At 67.7% G+C, this 17,983-nt stretch carries 12 protein-coding genes; 2 read left to right on the top strand and 10 right to left on the bottom strand.

The window, feature by feature from the left end:
• Window positions 1-85 precede the first annotated feature (85 nt).
• The 9 genes from GA0115254_RS18265 to GA0115254_RS18225 all read right to left on the bottom strand — a co-directional run bounded on the left by GA0115254_RS18265 (window position 86) and on the right by GA0115254_RS18225 (window position 14,087).
• Complete coding sequence (locus GA0115254_RS18265; protein WP_093896373.1) at window positions 86-1,528, bottom strand: dihydrolipoyl dehydrogenase family protein; 1,443 nt, start codon at window positions 1,526-1,528, stop codon at window positions 86-88.
• Between the two features lie 641 nt (window positions 1,529-2,169).
• Window positions 2,170-2,628, bottom strand: coding sequence for a CBS domain-containing protein (locus GA0115254_RS18260; RefSeq protein WP_093896372.1), 459 nt, complete (start codon window positions 2,626-2,628; stop codon window positions 2,170-2,172).
• Window positions 2,629-2,844: 216 nt separating this feature from the next.
• On the bottom strand, window positions 2,845-3,144 hold the full coding sequence (locus GA0115254_RS18255; protein ID WP_093896371.1) for a hypothetical protein: 300 nt from the start codon (window positions 3,142-3,144) through the stop codon (window positions 2,845-2,847).
• Between the two features lie 220 nt (window positions 3,145-3,364).
• Complete coding sequence (gene sbnA, locus GA0115254_RS18250) at window positions 3,365-4,441, bottom strand: 2,3-diaminopropionate biosynthesis protein SbnA (protein ID WP_093896370.1); 1,077 nt, start codon at window positions 4,439-4,441, stop codon at window positions 3,365-3,367.
• Window positions 4,442-4,650: 209 nt separating this feature from the next.
• Window positions 4,651-5,721 (bottom strand): 2,3-diaminopropionate biosynthesis protein SbnB, encoded by a 1,071-nt coding sequence (sbnB, locus tag GA0115254_RS18245; protein ID WP_093896369.1) that lies wholly within the window; start codon window positions 5,719-5,721, stop codon window positions 4,651-4,653.
• Window positions 5,718-6,722 carry a TauD/TfdA family dioxygenase gene (locus GA0115254_RS18240; RefSeq protein WP_093896368.1) on the bottom strand — a complete coding sequence of 335 codons (1,005 nt, stop codon included), beginning with the start codon at window positions 6,720-6,722 and terminating at the stop codon, window positions 5,718-5,720. Before GA0115254_RS18240 ends, sbnB begins: the two co-directional genes overlap by 4 nt.
• Before the next feature lie 23 nt (window positions 6,723-6,745).
• Window positions 6,746-10,033 (bottom strand): non-ribosomal peptide synthetase, encoded by a 3,288-nt coding sequence (locus GA0115254_RS18235; RefSeq protein ID WP_093896367.1) that lies wholly within the window; start codon window positions 10,031-10,033, stop codon window positions 6,746-6,748.
• A 64-nt stretch (window positions 10,034-10,097) separates the two neighbouring features.
• The gene (locus tag GA0115254_RS18230; RefSeq protein ID WP_093896366.1) at window positions 10,098-12,629 is read right to left on the bottom strand and encodes a Pls/PosA family non-ribosomal peptide synthetase; all 2,532 of its coding nucleotides are present in this window, start codon (window positions 12,627-12,629) and stop codon (window positions 10,098-10,100) included.
• 1,035 nt (window positions 12,630-13,664) lie between these two features.
• On the bottom strand, window positions 13,665-14,087 hold the full coding sequence (locus GA0115254_RS18225; RefSeq protein ID WP_256102647.1) for a (2Fe-2S)-binding protein: 423 nt from the start codon (window positions 14,085-14,087) through the stop codon (window positions 13,665-13,667).
• A gap of 340 nt (window positions 14,088-14,427) precedes the next feature.
• On the opposite strand from GA0115254_RS18225, the gene GA0115254_RS18220 reads away from it, so the two are divergent.
• Window positions 14,428-15,357, top strand: coding sequence for an LLM class F420-dependent oxidoreductase (locus tag GA0115254_RS18220; protein ID WP_093896364.1), 930 nt, complete (start codon window positions 14,428-14,430; stop codon window positions 15,355-15,357).
• A gap of 380 nt (window positions 15,358-15,737) precedes the next feature.
• Here GA0115254_RS18220 and GA0115254_RS18215 read toward each other — a convergent pair whose 3' ends face one another.
• On the bottom strand, window positions 15,738-16,343 hold the full coding sequence (locus tag GA0115254_RS18215) for a TetR/AcrR family transcriptional regulator (RefSeq protein WP_093896363.1): 606 nt from the start codon (window positions 16,341-16,343) through the stop codon (window positions 15,738-15,740).
• A 167-nt stretch (window positions 16,344-16,510) separates the two neighbouring features.
• On the opposite strand from GA0115254_RS18215, the gene GA0115254_RS18210 reads away from it, so the two are divergent.
• Complete coding sequence (locus GA0115254_RS18210; RefSeq protein WP_093896362.1) at window positions 16,511-17,926, top strand: purine-cytosine permease family protein; 1,416 nt, start codon at window positions 16,511-16,513, stop codon at window positions 17,924-17,926.
• Window positions 17,927-17,983 lie beyond the last annotated feature (57 nt).

Genomic DNA, 17,983 nt, shown 5'->3' with positions numbered 1-17,983 from the left:
GTGCCAGCCATGTCCTCAAGCTGAAGCGACCGTCCGCAATCCCGCCATGTCTCAGCCGCCAGCACCTTGATCGCCCGGACAAGTCCTAGCTGCGGTGGTAGGCGGCGAGGAGGAAGAGCCAGATCTCGCTGACGGTCGGGAAGCAGGCGACCGCGTGCCGCAGTCGTTTGAGCGGGACCTCGCCGGCGACGGCGATGGTCGCGGAGTGGAGCAGTTCGCTGATTCCGTAACCGACGAAGGTCACCCCGAGCAGAACCTCCCGGTCGAGGTCGACCACCATCCGGGCGTGGCCCTGGTAGCCGTCGGCATAGAGGTTGGCGCCCTGAGCGGCGCTGAGGTCGAGGTCGACGACCTTGGCGCGGTGGCCGGCCCGGGCTGCCTCCTCGGCGGACAGGCCCACCGCGCCCGCCTCGGGGTCGGTGAAGAAGACCTGCGGCACGGCGTGCTGGTCGGCGGTGGTGGCGTGGTCGCCCCAGGGGGCGTCGTCCAGCGGGAGGCCTGCGGCCCGGGCGCCGATCGCGTCACCCGCTGTCCGGGCCTGGTACTTGCCCTGGTGGGTGAGGAGAGCGCGGTGGTTGACGTCACCGAGGGCGTACAACCAGTCGCCTTCGACGCCGCGGACCAGACAGGTTGTGTCCACGTCCAGCCAGGAACCTGGGGTGAGGCCGACCGTGTCCAGGCCGATGTCGTCGGTGTGGGGGGCGCGGCCGGTGGCGAACATGACTTCGTCGGCCTCCAGCTCACTGCCGTCGTCGAGGGTGAGGGTGACCGAGTCGGGGCGACGCAGGGCGGTCACCTGCACTCCGATCCGCACGTCCACGCCCGCCTGAGTCAGGCCGCGTGCGATGAGCTCGCCCGCGAACGGTTCCATCCGGGCCAGCAGGGAGCGGCGTGCGAGCAGCGTGACACGGGAGCCGAGGCCCTGCCAGAGGGTGGCCATTTCGACGCCGACCCCGCCGCCACCGACGATGGCGAGCCGGGCGGGGACGGTGCTGGAGTCGGTGCCGTGCCGGTTCGTCCAGGGGCGAGCCTCTTTGATGCCCGGGATGTCGGGCAGCGCCGGGCGGCTGCCGGTGGCGATGGCCACGGCGTGCCGCGCGGCGAGCGTCCTGCTTGCGCCGTCGTCCTGGGTGACCGTGACCCGGCGGGGGCCGTCGATCCGGCCTCGGCCGCGGAAGAGGTCGGCGCCGATGGACCTGACCCACTTGGCCTGTCCACTGTCGTCCCAGTCGGTGACGTAGTGGTTGCGGCGGGCGAAGACCCGGGTGGTGTCGAGCCGGCCGGTTACGGCCTGCCGGGCGCCGTCCACCCGCTGGGTGTCGGCGACGGCGACGACGGGCCTTAGCAGCGCCTTGCTGGGGACGCACGCCCAGTAGGAGCATTCACCGCCGACGAGCTCACACTCCACGACGGCGACGGTGAGGCCGGCGACACGGGCGCGGTCGGCGACATTCTGTCCGACCGGCCCTGCTCCCAGCACAATCACGTCATATATCCCATTTTCATGGCTTTCTGGTGATTCATTCATTTCTCCATCGCATCACGATCAGCGGTCGATCGCGCAGTCATGGGTTGCGTTGCTCGACGACAGTCCTCGGTCCGCACGGGCGGACAAGCTCTGGAGTGCCTCGACATCTGCCGCGTTCGGCCCCCGAGGCGGCATCGGGCGCTGCCACGCCCCGGGGGCCGATCAGTCGACGGCGAAGTGGTGTTCCGCGGGGCCGAGTTCACGGTTGTACCGTTCGCGAGCTTGCCGGTGGCCGGGACGGCGACTGTGCAGTGTGCCCTTGGCCCTCAGCCCTCGGCCGTTCAGTTCGTGCGGTCGTGTGCGCACACCGAGACGCACTTCTGTCGACTCTGCTGACAAGTAATCAGATTCGTGGCCATCGCTGGGCGGTCGATACCGGGCATGGCCGGCGGACGGTCCGGTCGCTCTCTCCATCTCCTCTCTTCGATCACGGACCGAAAGAGCGCCATCACCGTGCGACCGGATTCCTGGTCGGCGAAGCAACGGGGCTGGTCTCGAACGCCAGGAGCATGGTCCGTGCATGCATCGCGGACCATGCATTCTGCGCCTGCGGCATCCACCAGCGCATCGGCGCCGCGGCCGAGTGCCGTGCGGATCGGACACCCGGTCGGCGACTGTTCACCGGGGTTCGAGGAGACGCCTCAGTGTGCCGGCTGACCGGACGTTCCAGCGCTCGCGTATACGCGGCTCGCAAACTCGGCAATCTGTTCGTCGCTCAGGTTCTTCGCAAGATTGGCCTCCGTGATCATGCCGACCAGACGGTGGCCGCTCTGGACGTCGATCACCGGCAACCGCTTGATCTGATGTTCCTCCATGGTCGTCAGGACATCGGTGGCGTCCGCTTCGGCATCGATCCAGTGCACCTTGGCATTGAGCGATCCGGCCTGCACGGTTGCCGGGTCGACGCCCTCGGCGCAGCACTTGACGACGATGTCACGGTCGGTGATCAAGCCTGTGAGCTTGTTGTTGTCGCCGCAGATGGGCAGGCAACCGACGTTCAGATCGCGCATCATCTTCGCCACGTCGAACAGTGACTGGTGCGCGCCGACGCACTGCACCCCGCCGGACATGATGTCTCGCGCTCGCAGCTTCTCAGCCATGATTTCCTCCTGTTCTCGACAGCGTTTGTTTCCCACGCCATCGATCACAACACGAATGGCTCAACACCGCTCCCCGGAAGCGTCAGCAAGACAGGGAAACCCGGCCCGGCCGCGATCGCGCACGGATCCGGGCGTTCGTGCAGTCCTCTCGGTGCCGTCGGCCGTGACTTCGACCCGCCGACGCCACGGCGCCGTCAACACGTGGAACGATGACTGCTACGGCTCCAGGTGACTGAATCCCACCTCGAAGCGCTCGACCGAGACAACCCGTTGGCCTTCCCTCTTTGCGATTTCCTCGCGGAGCCGGGTAGTCCTTTCCTCGCCGGCCTGCATGGTCTGCTCGTCATCCCACAAGGTCAGCGATTTGGCCTTCCCGGAGGCTCGGTCGACGAGGTAGTACACGCCCCGGAAGCCGGAGACCTCCCGGACCCGTTCGAGAGTCTCGTCCCAGTTCGCGGTCAGGTCTCCCTGCGCAGGAACCGGTGATCCCTCATAGGTGCTCAGCCTCGCGAACATCGCTGCCACCCCTTCCTGGCCGGCTGCCGGTCGGGGGACAGGCAGCCTCACGATCAGAGTGCTCCGGCATGGTGCACGTCCCATGCCGAGCAGCCGTTCCGACCATCCACCGGCCCGGTGGGGGGCCGGGCTGCCCGGCCGCGGATCCCGTGCCGGGCGGCCACTGGTAGAGGCGTGCCTGTGCCGCCACACCGTAGGAATGCCCGGGAACACCCAGGTCTTACGATCCTTGAGCTGATGGAGTCGGTTGACATTGCGGTTGCCGGTCTGCAGGGTCCAGCCGCCGGCTCCACCGTGGTGGTGGCGCGGGGGAGGCCGCCCAGGAACCGGCAGCCACCTCGTCGGAGTCGAGTACGTCCTCGCCGTAGAGATCCTGCAGCCAGTTGGTGTGGTAAATGGTGTCGAGGTAGCGCTCACCGAGGTCCGGGGCGATGGCCACTGCGGTGAGTTCGCGCGCGTCATGCCGGGCCAACCAGTCCGTCGCTCCGCTGACCACCGTGCCGGTGGAGCCGCCGAACAGGAATCCGCGCCTGGCCAGACGGTGGCAGGTACGGATGGTGTCCGCCTCCTCGATGTTTATCACCTCATCCACATAGGACTCGTCGAGCAGCGGCGGGCGCATGCTCATCCCCAGGCCGGGAATCATCCGGCGGCCCGGCGCACCGCCGAAGGAGACCGAGCCGACGCTGTCCACCGCGACGATCCGCACCGGCCGGTGCCACTCCCGGAAGTAGCGCGCGCAGCCCATCAGGGTCCCGGTGGTGCCGGCCCCGACGAACAGCACATCCAGCTGCGGGAACTGGCGGGCGATCTCCGGTGCCGTCGTGCGGTAATGCGCCTTCCAGTTGCTCGGATTGGTGTACTGGCTGAGCCACACGTATCGGTCGTCGGAGGCGCACAGCGCGCGGACGTACTCGATCCGCGCGCCGAGAAAGCCGCCGTTGGCCTCCTGCCCGGCCATCACGTGCACCTGGCTGCCCAATGCCTCCATCATCATCCTGGTCGACAGGTTGCCGCGGGAGTCCGTCACGCACAGAAACCGGTAGCCCTTGCTCGCCGCGATCATGCTCAGCGCCACGCCGAGGTTCCCGGACGAGGACTCGACCAGGATCGATTCCGGCGTCAGGACTCCATCCCGCTCAGCGGCCTCCACCATCTCGAGCGCGGCCTTCAACTTGATCGAGCCGGCGAAGTTGAAGCCCTCACACTTCAGGAAGAGCGAGTGCCCGATGATCGACCGAAGGTCGACATAGAGCTCCTCTTCGTTGAAGGCGTAGGGAACGGATACGACGGGCACGATGGTCTCCTCTGTTGGAGCAGAGCACTTTCGGAACGTCCGTCCGATCGCGGGCGGGCTTCTCGCTCGGCGGGCGGAAGCCCGTGCCCGATCGAGCCGGACGGGGCCCTGCATCAGCGGCCGCTGTCCCGTGCGTCAGGGCCTGCTGAGACTTGAGTGGTGATCTCCTGGGATCAGCCGTGGATAAGCCTCCTGAGCTCTCGGCCGGTTCATCCGTACCGGCTGAGTTCGTGGAAGAAGTCGTCGATGACGTGCAACTCTCCGCGGCGGACCACTTCGGCGTAGACGTACTTGCCCACCGCGAGATCGAGCACCCCGAGGCCGAAGGGCGAGAACACCACCGGCCGGTCCGCCGGCACCGTCACCCGCCCGGCCATCACGTCGTCCAGCGTGCCGTGCAGGAAGTCCCGGTTGCCCGTGAGCTGCTCGGCCAGATGCGGCGAGGTGTCGGCCTTCAGACAGTGCTCGATGTCATCGACGACGTTGGTCGAGGCGAGCAGGATCTCCGGCGCGAGGTCGCGCAGCGACACGTGCAGCACCAGCGGATTGTGTGCGAACCACGACAGGTCGCTGACATGCGGCTGACCGGCGACGGTGGCGAAAACCACCAGGTCGCTGTTGCGGATCAACTGCTCGGCGCTGTCGTGCACGGTGATCCGGCCGGCGGTGCCCGACTGCTCCAGGTAACACCGGAAGCCTGCTGCGCTGTCGGCGGACAGGTCGTGCACGCCGATCTCGTCGAACGACCAGCCGGTACCGGCCAGGAAGGTGTGGATGTAGCGGGCGATCAGGCCCACGCCGAAGAACCCGACACGCGCCGGTCGCGGCCGGTCTCGGCTGAGCCAGTCGGCCGCCGACGCCGCCGACGCGGCCGTCCTGGTGGCGCTGATGATCGAGCTCTCCAGACAGGCGAACGGGTAGCCGGTGTCGTGGTCGTTGAGGATCAGCACGGCCGAGGCCCTCGGGACGCCGGCCGTCACGTTCTCCGGGAAGCTGGAGATCCATTTCAGGCCGTCCACCTGCACCTCCCCGCCGATCGAGGCGGGCAGCGCGATGATCCGGGAGGACGGGCGGTCGGGGAAACGCAGGAAGTACGACGGCGGGTTCACCGAATCACCGGCACCGTGCACCCGGTAGGTGGCCTCGACCAACTCCACGATCTGTTTCTCGCATCCGCGCAACGCCCGTTGGACCTGGGCACCGGAGATCACGGCGAACGGTGGCACGCTGATCGGCGCGGTCATTGTGGACGTTGTCGCGCTGGAAGTGATGGTGGTCATCCTGCGGTCACCTCGACGGTCGGCGAGCAATCGGCCAGATGCACCCGGTCGGCCATGGCGACGAGTACTTCGCGCGGTCCCTCGAAGGTCTCCCTGCTGTGCGCGGTGCGGATGTTGTCGACGAGCATCAGGTCTCCGGCCTGCCACGGCTCGCGTGCGGTGTTGGCCTCGTACACGCTGTTGAGCAGCTGCACGACGTCCTCGCCGATCGGGTCGCCGTTGCCGAAGCGGGTGTTGAACGGCAGCCCGTCGGCGCCGTAGACGTCCACCAGGTACTCGCGCACCTCGGGGGCCATCGTCCACTCGTTGAGGAACGCGATCTGATTGAACCAGCAGCGGTGGCCGGTGACCGGGTGACGCACCACGGCGCTGCGGCGTTGTCTGGTGCGCAATCCACCGTCGGGTTGCCACTCGAACGTGATCGCGTTGGCACCGCAGTAACTCTCGACAGCGCCACGGTCATCGGTGCCGAACGCCTCGGCGATGGACGCCCCGATCTCTCCATTGTAGCTGCGGTCGAGCAGCCAGCCCTCCCGCTCGAACCGCTCTGTCAACTCGGCCGGCAGCGCGTCGAGCACGGTCGGTGAGTCGGCCACGGCTGTCGCCCCGCCATCGGTGGGAGCGCTGAGGCAGGCGAACATCATCAGGCCGGGGAACTCGAGCGTGTAGCTAAGTTCATGATGCATGCACATCGGCTGGTTCGGCGGCCACTTCGATGAGGAGTACACACCGTCGGAATAGGTCTGTCGGGGCGCGAAGACCTCTTTCTCGGTCATCAGACCGGTGGCCAGCTTCGAGAAGACGGCGCCGGTCTCGGCCGCGTCGCGCAGCCCGAGGCCGCGGACCAGTACCGAACCGTGTTCGGCGACGACAGCGCGTAGCGCGTCCCGGTGCTCGGCCGCCCAGCTCAGCGCGTCGCCGGTGGCCTCGGCCCGCAGTAGCGGAGGTTTGCCGGGTTGAAGTTCCACGTCGGCCAGCGACGCCGTGGACATGAACGACATCTCGATTTCCTTTCAGTTGCCACTCAGAAAGCAGCGAACAAGTCGGCGGCGCGCAGCACGGCCTGGGCTGCCTCGGTCGGACGGGTGCGCAGGAAGTGGTGGCCGCCGTCGGCGAGCTCGAGCAGGTCGACCTGCTCGGCCAGGAGCTGCCAGTCGCGGTACCGGTGCGGGTACTCCGCCGTGCTCGGGTCGTCGGCGGCAACGACCACGGTGACCGGCGCGGACAGCTTCGGCGCAGGCGGGCTGTCCAGGGCGTCGGCGAAATAGCGGTGTGCGGACACACAGTCGTGCCGATAGACGGCACCGACGTGCTCGGCGTGCTGTGCGTCCAGCTCGACAAGCTCTGTGTACCCGCCGTCTGCGCTCAGCTCCGCGGCGATCTCGGCGTCGCTCAGCCCGGTCAGCTCAGCGATGGTGGCGCGCCGGTGGGCGGCGTCACCGAGCAGCTGTGCGGCGAGGAACACGCGCTGGACCTCCACCCCGCGCTCCTGCAGCTTTCTGGCCGTCTCCACGGCCAACGCGGTGCCCGAGGAATGGCCCCACAGCAGGACCCTGGTCAGGTCGCGTCGGATGATCTCGTCGACGACCTGCTCGACCACCAGCGTCATCGACGTGGTCGGCTCGCTCCCGGCGGCCACGTCGTGACCGGGCAGCTCGACGGCGTAGACCGTCGGCCCGTCGCCCGCCAGTACCCTGGCCATCGGCTGGAAGTTCACCGCGTTGCCGCCGGCGTAGGGGAAGCACACGAGGGCGGCGGTCTGCACACCGTCCGATTCCGACAGTGGCTGAAGCAGCCCGGAGCGCTGCTCGGACCTGCCGTCGACCGGCCCGGAGCGCTGCTCGGACCTGCCGTCGACCAGTCCGGCCAGATCGGCAAGGACGGGGTGACGGGTGACGTCCTTGAGGGACACCGCACGGTCCAGGGTGATCGCCAGCTTCACCGCCGACAGCGACGTGCCGCCCCGGTCGAAGAAGTGGTCCCGCCGTCCGATCTGGTTCCGCGGGATGCCGAGCACCTTCGCCCATGCGGCCGCCAGCTGCCGTTCGGTCGGCGTGTTCGGCGCGCTGTAGTCGTCCTGGACGGCGTGGAGTTCTTCGGCGAGCGCCCGCAAAGTCTTCCTGTCGATCTTGCTGTTGGCCGTCAACGGCAGACTTTCCCGCCAGTGGAAGGCCGACGGGACCATGTACTCGGGCAGCGACTCACCGAGCCGGTCCAGCAGGACGTCGGCCTCGAGCGGCTGTCGACCGGAGTAGAACGCCACCAGGTGCTTGCTCCGGTCGGCCCGCTCGGTGACCACCACTGCGCCGTCGCGAACACCGGGCACTCGCACCAGGGTGTTCTCGATCTCGCCGATCTCGATCCGGAAGCCACGAATCTTCACCTGGGTGTCCCGGCGTCCGAGGAACTCCAGCTTGCCCTCGGGCTGCCAGCGGCCGTAGTCGCCGCCCCGGTAGAGCCGGGCGCCCTCACGGTGCGGATCGGCCAGGTAGGCCTGCCGGGTGCGCTCGGGGTCGTTGACGTATCCACGGCCGACGCAGACGCCGGAGAAGACGATCAGACCGGGGGCGCCGAGCGGCACCGGGGTCAGGTGCTCGTCGACGACATAGACGTGCACGTTGTTGACCGCGGGACCCAGCAGGACCCCGTCCCCGTCCGGCACGTGGTCCATGACCTCGTGGTTGGTGTCGTCCGAAGTCTCGGTCAGCCCATAGGCGTTGACCAGCTTGATCCCGGGCTGGGCGGCGAACCAGCGCTGCGTGAGCTCCTTCTTCAGCGCCTCGCCGGTGACCGACACGCACCGCAGGTCCGGCAGTTCGCGGGGGTGCTGCTGCAGACAGGACACGACGACGTCCAGGTAGGAGGGTACGACCTGGAGGACGGCGACCCGGCCGTCAATGATCTCGTCGACGAACCGCTGGACGTCCAGGATCACCTCCTGCTCCACCAGCAGGGTTTGCCCCCCGACGAGGAGTCCGGACACCAGTTGCCACAGCGAGATGTCGAAGCACTGGGGTGCGGTCTGGGCGACCACCTGTCCCTCGCCGATCTCCAGGTCATCGATCTTGGCGTAGAGATGGTTGAGCATGCCCGCGTGCTCGCACATCGCGCCCTTGGGCTCGCCCGTGGAGCCGGAGGTGAAATAGATGTAGGCGAGTTGGTCGGGTGCGACGCGGAGGCCCAGATCGTCGTCGGCATGGTCCTCCTCGTAGGCTGCGCCGACGAAGAGTTTCTGGACCCCGGACAGCGAGCCGAGGGCCTGGTCGAGCGTGGAGGTGCTGCCGGGTTCGGTCAGCACGAGCCCGCATGCGGCACGGGAGAGCATGGTCCCGAGGCGATCGGCCGGGAAATGCGGCTCGATGGGCAGATATGCGCCGCCGGCCTTGAAGACCGCGAGGACGGCGGCCATCCAGTCCAGGTTGCGCTCCGTCACCACCGCGACCACACCCTCGGGACGCAGCCCCCGCGCCAGGAGGGCTCGTCCCAACCGGTTGGCACGTGAGTTGAGTTCCCGGTAGGTCAGCTGCCGCTCCCCATGCACCGCCGCGATGGCATCCGGGTGTGCCGCCACCCGTTGCTCGAACAGCTCGTGGAACCGGCGGTCCGGCAACTCCCGGCGCGGACCGGCGAGTCCTTCGAGCTGGAAGCGGAGTTCCTCGGCGGAGAGCAGGCTCTGCCGCGCGTGCTCGGCGTCGGGATCTGCGGCGATCAGCGCGAGCGCGGTCAGATGGTAACCGGCGATCCTCACGGCGCAGTCCGCGTCGAGCGCGTCGGTCCGGTACCGCAGCCGCAGCGCGAGGCGGCCTTCGCGTGGTGAAAAACCCACCCACAGCACGGTGTCACCGGCGAGTTCGCCACCCGAGCCGTGCGGATCGAAAACTGCCTCGACCGACGGTTCGGCCAGGCCCAGCTCGCGCCTGAGCTCATCGACCGCAAAGTCCTTGTGCAACAGCAGATCGGACGCGACTCGATGGGTGTCCAGCAACAGCGTCCGCCACGAGTCGGGTTCGGTCGTCAGTCGGCAGGGCAGCAGCGGGCCGCCCTCCACGGTGACGTAGCCGGTCGCGACCTCGTGCTCGCCGGACAGCGCGGCGAGCACCTTGGCGTGCGCGGCCAGCAGCACCGAGTCGAGCGGCACCGCCAGGTCCTCGGTCAATCGGCCCAACGCCGCCACGACGTCGTCCGGGACCGTCGCCTCGTGTTCGCCGACGCCCGTCACCGGTTCGAGTGTCCACCGCGGGATTGCGGTGAATCCACCGGCGACGAGCACAGCGAGCCAGAACTCCCGGTCGGCCTGCACTTGCAATTCCATCTCTGGTCGTCCCTCTCGAATCACCGTCGCCACCGTGCTTTCAGCGCCGACATGGGCGGCGCCGCTATCCACGCGTCAACGCTTCGGGCTGATACGGGGCATCTCGCATTTCCGTGGCGGGGTTTCCTCCCCATCGTGCGTGCTGTGGGACTTCCTCGCCCTTCATGAGAAAGGAGTCGGAGGCGAGCACCGCGCCGCTGCCCATCGTCACGCCGTAATGGACGTGGGATCCCACACCGAGGGTGCAGCCGGCGCCGATGGTGCTGCGGTCGGACTTGAAGGTGCCGTCCTCCTGCGAGTGGCACTGGATCTTGCTTCCCGCATTGAGCGTGCAGTCGTCCCCGATGGTGGTGAGCGTCCGCTCCGTCAGATAGCAGCCGTCATCGAAGACCCTGCTGCCGATCCGAACCCCCAGCATCCGCCAGATCACGTTCTTGAAAGGGGTGCCGTTGAAGACGTTGAGGTACGTGTCAGGCACCTTCCAGAGGCGCTCGTGCCACCAGAAGTACGGGGCGTAGATGGAACACAACTGAGGTTGCAGCGCGCGGAATGCCGCGATGCCGCGTTCCACCAGTACGAAGTAGACCGCGGTGAACCCAAGGCTGAACACCAGGAACGCGACGATCAGCAGATGCCCGTAGGAATCGTAAAGATCGACGTTCGCCAGGCCGAGCAGCGTGAGCACGAAGAAGTGCAGCCACCGCACGAGCAGGAAGAAGACCATCGAGCGGATGTTGTAGCGGTTCTTTGCGGCGAGGTGCCGGCGTAACTCGTCACCGTCCCGCAGATGATCGAACCGGGAGTCGCGCTCGACCGACCGGGGAATCTCGAAGGACGGCGAGCCGAGCAGACCCACCCCTTCGCGTACCTCGCCGTCGAGCGGAACCATCACCTTCGTCGCGAGGAGGCAGTTCTCGCCCGTCCTGGCCCCTGAGGGAAAGGCGATGTTGTTCCCGATGAAGTTGTGTGGCCCGATCGAGGCCCGGGACACACGGAAGGACGTGCTCGAGAATTCGGCATTGACGATGGAGAGCCCGTCAGCGACCATCGTTCCGCTGCCGACAGAGCACAGATACGGGGTCTCGTGTTGCACTTCCGTGCCGAAGTTCGACCCTGTCTGCTCGACCCGGGACAAGTCGTACCCGAGGCCGCGCAGATAGTGGACGATATAGGAGCTGTCGCCGAACAGCCATTTGAAGAACTTTACGTTGGTCATACGCCCGATCGCCCGGTGCGCCGAGTAGTGAAACCCGTACAGCGGATAGACCTTGTCCGGCTCGATGAGCAGGTTCAGCAGGCGCGGAACGGTGAACATTACGGCGAGTCCCACGACGACGAAGCCGAAGAACAGAATGAAGGAGAGGATCAGCGCGTCGATGTAGAGATCTGCCGATGTGAATCCCGCCGTGCCCGGGCCCAGCCGGTTGTGCAGCGCCGGGACCAGGGTCACCAGCATGTACGCGCCCCCGACAACCAGTGGCACGTAGAGGAAGAACAGTTGAAGCGCGGTGATGAGGCCGAAGCCGGCCCGGCGCAGCGTGCCGCACTTGGCCGGCCCGATCGTCATGTAGTCGTGCTCCGTGAGCTGTGCCGGGGATCCGTGCCAGTGCTGGCCGTCCGGGATCGCCTGCCCGCTGTACAGCGTCGATGTGTGGCCGAGTTGCGCCCCGTCGCCCATGGACGTGTCGATGTCGAGCACGGTCTTCTCGCCGATGAACACGTCCTGGCCAAGGGTGACCCGGCCGGTCTGGATACGGCCGGCGTGCGCCCGGTAGCAGAGGAAGAACGAGTCTTTGCGGATCACCGTGCCGGAGCCGATCGTGAGCAGATCGGGGCAGACCGGAACGCTGTGGGAGAGAATCGTGACCCCCTTGCCGATCCGTGCGCCCAGGGCTCGCAGGTACAGCACGTACAGGGGATTGCCGACGAAGAAGATCATCGGGTTGGCGTGGATCAGCACCTTGACGGTCCAGAAGCGCAGATACGTCAGGCCCCAGACCGGGAACTCGCGCGATTTCCACCGGCCGACGAGGAGCCATTTGGCCACGATCGGGAAGGTGCACATGCCGACGAAGCCGAGGCCGCCGAAGACGAACGATCGCAGGTAGATATCGATCGCATCCGAGCCGGCGGAGACCCATGCATAGCCTCGGTCGGCGACAAGTCCGGCGAGGAACGAATATCCCAGGAAAAGCAGGAACTGCAGCGTTCCGCAGAGGGCGTACTGCACCGTTCCGGCCGGCTTCACCGCCTCCGTCGGCGCCGGGACCGACGACTCGACAGGGGCGGGCGCAGCGTCCGCGAGCTCCGTCGCCAGGCTTCGGATCGTCGGGTGCCGGTAGATGTCCTTCATCGATGCCGATGGGAGATCCGCCCGCTTTCTGACCCGTGCGCAGAAATGAGCCATCACCAACGAGTTGGCGCCGAGGTCATCGAAGAAGTGGCTGTCGACCGACACCCGTTCGACGCACATGACGTCAGCCAGCACTTCGGCGAGGTCTGTCTCGATGCCGGTCCCCGGGCCGGGGTAGCTGTGCGTGTTGAGCGCAGATTCATCCGGCCGTGACATCAAGACCTCGACGGATTTCTCCTCCATGCGGGCTCCCTGTAGCGAACTTTCGAGTGCCGTCGGCCATTACGGTCGGCGCCCTGTTACTCGCGTTTTCGATGGCCGGAGCGAGTGGTCCGGAAGTGCACGAGGTCGGGATCCGTTGTCCGATTCCCGAACCGTCGATTTAGTCTCAGGTGTCCACCGCCGGGCTGCCACTCGAACTGCTCCTGGCGTCCGCAGTGCGGAGCGCTCGTTGCCCGGTTCATTCCTCACCCACGACGCCGTTCTACCGGCGACGACGAGCTGCGCACGGGTCTCGTCCTACTGCATGGGAGTGGCGTGTGCCTGATCCGGGAGGGAGCTGAATTGGGGCGCGCAGCATCCGCCGAAAGAGGTGACGGGCCCGCAGGGGCGCGTGGATAGGGACAAGGCGCTCGGGATCGATGCCCAACTCGCCCGCCCTCTGCGTACTCGTCCTCCGTGACAGAAGACTGACCGGGACGCTCGGCGAACCGGGTGCAGTCGGGACGGGCGCCGTCTTGGGGGCGGACGGGTCCGTCCGGGTCAGCGATCGACCCGTACCGCCGCGTCGTACGGAGACGATTTCGGCTGTGACGGCGAACGCGGTGTCCTTCGGGGTGACGATGCCCGGGCCGAGGCTGATCGGGTGGTGTCGGCAGGCGAACAGGTTCGCGTACAGCCGTTGGTGAAGGCCGCGCGGGCATCGCACACGGTGACGTGGAACCCCTGTTATCGGTCGGCCCCGGAGAACGAGGTGGCATGGTCCCGCGCGCGGAGGATCAGCTGTCGGGGTGGTGCCGTCCGAGGTTCGAGACCGGGCGGACGGGGTGTTCCCGTGGACGCGACCTCCAGGTCCGGCCCGTGGACCGCGCTCTCCGCGGCCGTCGCGGACATTGCCGAGCACAGTACCGTCGGCGCGCGGCGACCCGACCTGGCGTGTCGCTTGGCGTTGCCGCCTGTGGCGGGATCGCCGTCGTTCCGCCGGCACAGCAGCTCTGCCGCCGGGTCGGGCAGGGGTTGTCTCCTCAGCGGGGGGGTGTACAGCGGCTGACGTCCCGGTCACATGTTCTTCGCGCCCGCCTTGATGGCCTCCCGGATACGCGTGTACGTGCCGCAACGGCAGATGTTGCGGATCTCGTCGAGGTCGCGGTCCTCGATCTCGCGGCCATCGGCAGCGGCCTGCCGGACCTTGGCGACGGCGGCCGTGATCTGGCCCGGCTGGCAGTAGCCGCACTGTGCGACGTCCAGATCCAGCCAGGCCTCCTGCATCGGATGCAGGTCCTTGCCGACGGTGGCGGGCAGTCCCTCGATCGTGGTGATCTCATCGTCCGGCGCGATCTTCGACACGGGAACCGAACACGGGTTGAAGGCCTTGCCGTTGATGTGCGACGTGCAGGCCTGGCACACGCCGAGACCACAGCCGTACTTGGGTCCCGTGACGCCGAGCAGGTCGCGCAGCACCCACAGCAGTCGTACTTCCACTGCCGTGTGTAGAAGTAGTTGTCCCAACTGCCCTCCAGCGGGATGCCGTCCTTGATGTGCAGGCGTGCGTCGATACGGTTCTGGGGTCTGCCCAGAACCGTGAACTCGTCGGGTGACTTGAGCGGTGCGGCAGCCGGCAGGGCTTTCGTGCCAGTTCACAATGCCCGCGCACCACGCAATGGTTCATGCGGGTCGGGCTGGGCTGCTGCCGTGCCCGATCAAAGAGACTTGGCAGCGGGGCGCCCCTCGCTCTTTCGCCTGACGTTTCGACGGACACTGGATAAGGAACAAAGGGTGTCCTGCGTCAGTTGTCCAGCAGTCATCATGAAGGAGTGCGTACATGACGATCTCACTCGGTCTCGGTCTCCCGCAGATGAAGCAGTACGACATCAGCCGCGATGTGGCCGCCGTGGCACGGGCTGCTGAGGAGACCGGATACGCGAGTCTGTGGGTCTTCGAGCGTGTCCTGTTTCCCGAGCCCGCCACTCAGGGGCTGTACGGCGTACCGGGGCTGCCGTGGCCCGACCAGTACCGCAGTGTCGCCGACCCCCTCGTCACGCTCACGCTGGCCGCCGCGGCCACCGGCCGGGCCCGGCTCGGCACCAGCGTTCTGGTCGCGCCCTTGCATGTGCCGTTCCAACTGGCCCGTTCGCTCGCCTCGCTGGACGTCGTGAGCGGTGGGCGAGTGATCGCGGGTCTCGGCACGGGATGGTCTCTGGACGAGTATGCAGCCGCCTCTGTCGCGCCTTTCGAGAGGCGTGGTGCGGTGCTGGACGAGCTGCTGGACGTGTGCGCGGCCGTCTGGGGCCCGGACCCCGTCTCCTACCGGGGCGAGTTGACCACCATCGCCCCGTCCGAGGTCGGCCCCAAGCCGGTGCGCCCCATTCCGGTCTACCTGCCCGCGAACAGCCCGCGCGCCACCCGTCGTCTGGTCGACCGGGCGGACGGCTGGATGCCCGTGGCCATGGGCGCCGCTCGGTTGGCCGAGGAGTGGCAGCGGGTACAGGACGTGGCCGCCGAGCGCGGTCGGGAGCGTCCGGTCGGCGTCTGCGCCCGTGCCAATGCGCGGTACAGCGCCAAGCCGTTCGAGGGTGCGGGCCGACAGCCTTTCCACGGGAGCGTGGCGCAGATCGTCGAAGACCTGGTGGCACACGCCGAAACCGGCGTACCGGATTTCCTGCTGGATCTCCAGGGCGCGACGCGCGACGCCGCGGAGCTGATCGACGTGGCGGCCGAGGTGTACGAGGCGGCGCGAGCCGCGGGCGTCTGACGATCGCGCGATGGATTCCGGGCCCACTGCCCGGCGCGGACGGACCGCGGTGACCGTCTCGCTGCCGGCCTGTTGAGGTGTCCCAGTCATGCGCCGGCCGTTGGTCGCAACCGTCGCTCGGCGGGGTGCTGGGACGGATATGTTCGTCCCAGCACCCCTACGGCCCGCACAGGCCGCCTGCATACCCGCTCAGCCGGGCATCCTTCAACGCTGTTCGGACGGCTGTCCCGCGGCGTGGATCTCGAGGCAGGGGCAGTGCACCCGCGGCCGGGACGAGTGAGCGGGCCGCGCGAGCAGTGACCGACGCATTGCGTCACGGCCCCGCCCGGTGGGCGGTGTTTCCGGCCGGGGTCCTCCGGAACGATTCTTGAGCAGTCGGCTCACCCCCGCTCCACCAGCCGCTCGGTCACCGACAGCGCCATGCGCAGCGCACTGTCCCGGTCCGCCCCATGCTGGCCGAGGACGACGCGCGTACTCAACCCGTCGAGCAGGGCCAGGAGTTCGGAAGCACGCGCCGCCGCATCCAGGTCCGCAGCGAAGCGGCCCTGCCGTACGCCCTTGGCGAGGAGCGATTCGAGGTCCTCCTGCCAGCCGCGATCGATCTCGGCCTGGGCCTGGCGCAGCGGCTCATTGGACGCCGTGCGCGCCCACAGTTCGATCCACAGGGTCCAGCGCGGGTCGCGTGGCCCGTGGGGGAGGTACAGCTCCAGGAAGAGGCGGAGTTTGCGCTCGGTGCCGACCCGGCCGGCCAGCAGTGCCCGGCGCTCATCGGCGAGCGCGCTCTCGCTCCACCGCAACGCCTCCAGGAGCAGCCGGTCCTTGCTGCCGAAGTAGTAGAGGATGTGGCCGCCGCTGGTGCCGAGGCGCTTGGCGAGTGCCGACATGGTGAGCGTGGCCAGGCCATCCTCGGCGATGGCCGCCATCGCCTCCTCCAGCATCCGTTCCTGGGCCAGGTGCCCGTCACGCCGTCGCCCCGTCGCTGCCACGCCGCGCCTCCTCCTCCGTGTGCCCAGTGATGACCTTAGCGGCCGATTTCCGCGGAGGTCTTGACGGGGCACCACGGACACATCTTGAATGCCGTTCTAACTCTTAGAACGGCATTCAAAGTAACGTGCCGGGGCTCCCGGGACACGCACGGACGAGGGTGGGTCGCATGACGCAGCAGGACACGACCGCGAGGGCGCCCGGCGGGACGACGGCCGCCGACCAGGTCTTCCAGGTCGAGACACACGGCATCGACCCGATTCCCGACAAGGATCGCCATGGCAGCGCGAAGGACCTGTTCTGGCTCTGGTTCGGCTCCAACCTCACCTTCACCTATGTCATCAACGGTGCCCTGGCCGTCGCGTTCGGCCTGTCCTTCTGGCAGGCGACCGGTGTCGTGGTCGTCGGCGGCCTGTCGTTCTTCGCCATCAGCGCCGCCGGACTGAGCGGCGTCCGTACCGGCACCGCCACTCTGGTGATCTCCCGCGCCGCCTTCGGCGTACGCGGCAACTGGCCTGCCGGAATGCTCAACTGGGTGGTCAGCATCGGCTACACGATCCTCAATACGGTCGTCGGCACGCTCGCCCTGGAGGCGTTCTTCGCTGATCTGGGATGGGCGCCCGGCCACACAGGACGGGCTCTCGCACTCCTGATCACACTCGCGTTGACCTTCGTCGTCGCCCTGTGGGGCCATGCCACCGTCCAGTTCGCCGAGCGCTGGATCGCGTACGTTCTCGCCATCGGCTTCGCCGCGCTCCTGGTGTTCCTGCTGCCGGGCGCCGACACGGGCAAAGCAGCCGCCCTGCCCGGGGCGTCCGGGTGGAGCCTGGCATGTGTCGTCATGCTGGCCGGTCCGTTCAGTTACGTTCCGATGCCCGCCGACTACACGCGTTACCTTCCGAGGGCGACCTCGATGCGGTCGCTCACCTGGTACGGCGCCCTCGGCGGCTTCGTGTCGTCGGTCGCTCTGGGCGTGGCGGGGGTGGCCGCAGCCACGCAGACGGACATGACCGACGCCGTGGGGGGCACGGAGCAGCTGCTGCCCGGATGGTTCCAGCCGCTCTTTCTCGCCCTCGTTCTCGGTGGCTCGGTCACCAACTCCATCGTCACGCTCTACTCGTCGAGCCTGAACCTTCAGGTGCTCGGTGTCCCCTGGAGCCGTTCCAAGGCCATCATCATCAGCGCGGCCGTCACCGCCGCGGGATCACTCTGCGCGCTCTTCCTCACCGATTTCACCAGCTCGCTGCTGTCCTTCCTCTCCCTGCTGATCATCGTGTTCGCGCCCTGGGGCGGCGTGTTTCTCACCGACATGCTGATGCGCCGCTGCCACTACGACCCACCGGCCCTGCACGCAGGTCCGGACGGCGCCTACTGGTACCGGTCCGGCTACCACCCCGCCGGCGTGGCCGCGCTCCTCGTCGGCATGACCTTCGCCGCGCTCACCTGCGACTCCGAGCTGTGGACCGGCCCGCTGGTGGCGCCGCTGGGCGGCGCCGACCTGACCCTGCTCGGCTCACTCGTGTCGGGGCTCGTCTACTGGACGCTCGCCCGACGCTCCGTCACTCCGCACACCGACCTTTTCTGAACGGCGTCCACGCGGCGCCCACATCAGGTCCGCGCGGCAATGCCCTGCCGAAATACC

This window comes from Streptomyces sp. Ncost-T10-10d (assembly GCF_900091955.1).
Classification (GTDB): Bacteria; Actinomycetota; Actinomycetes; order Streptomycetales; family Streptomycetaceae; genus Streptomyces.
The sequence above is the reverse complement of the archived record's forward strand: the minus strand, read 5'-3'. Positions and strand labels throughout refer to the sequence as shown.

Bases quoted from the DNA above. Each gene is read 5' to 3' on its own strand.
- GA0115254_RS18265 (WP_093896373.1), bottom strand. From the start codon at position 1,528: ATGAATGAATCACCAGAAAGCCATGAAAATGGGATATATGACGTGATT.
- GA0115254_RS18260 (WP_093896372.1), bottom strand. From the start codon at position 2,628: ATGGCTGAGAAGCTGCGAGCGCGAGACATCATGTCCGGCGGGGTGCAG.
- GA0115254_RS18255 (WP_093896371.1), bottom strand. From the start codon at position 3,144: ATGTTCGCGAGGCTGAGCACCTATGAGGGATCACCGGTTCCTGCGCAG.
- sbnB (WP_093896369.1), bottom strand. From the start codon at position 5,721: ATGACCACCATCACTTCCAGCGCGACAACGTCCACAATGACCGCGCCG.
- GA0115254_RS18240 (WP_093896368.1), bottom strand. From the start codon at position 6,722: ATGTCGTTCATGTCCACGGCGTCGCTGGCCGACGTGGAACTTCAACCC.
- GA0115254_RS18235 (WP_093896367.1), bottom strand. From the start codon at position 10,033: ATGGAATTGCAAGTGCAGGCCGACCGGGAGTTCTGGCTCGCTGTGCTC.
- GA0115254_RS18230 (WP_093896366.1), bottom strand. From the start codon at position 12,629: ATGGAGGAGAAATCCGTCGAGGTCTTGATGTCACGGCCGGATGAATCT.
- GA0115254_RS18220 (WP_093896364.1), top strand. From the start codon at position 14,428: ATGACGATCTCACTCGGTCTCGGTCTCCCGCAGATGAAGCAGTACGAC.
- GA0115254_RS18210 (WP_093896362.1), top strand. From the start codon at position 16,511: ATGACGCAGCAGGACACGACCGCGAGGGCGCCCGGCGGGACGACGGCC.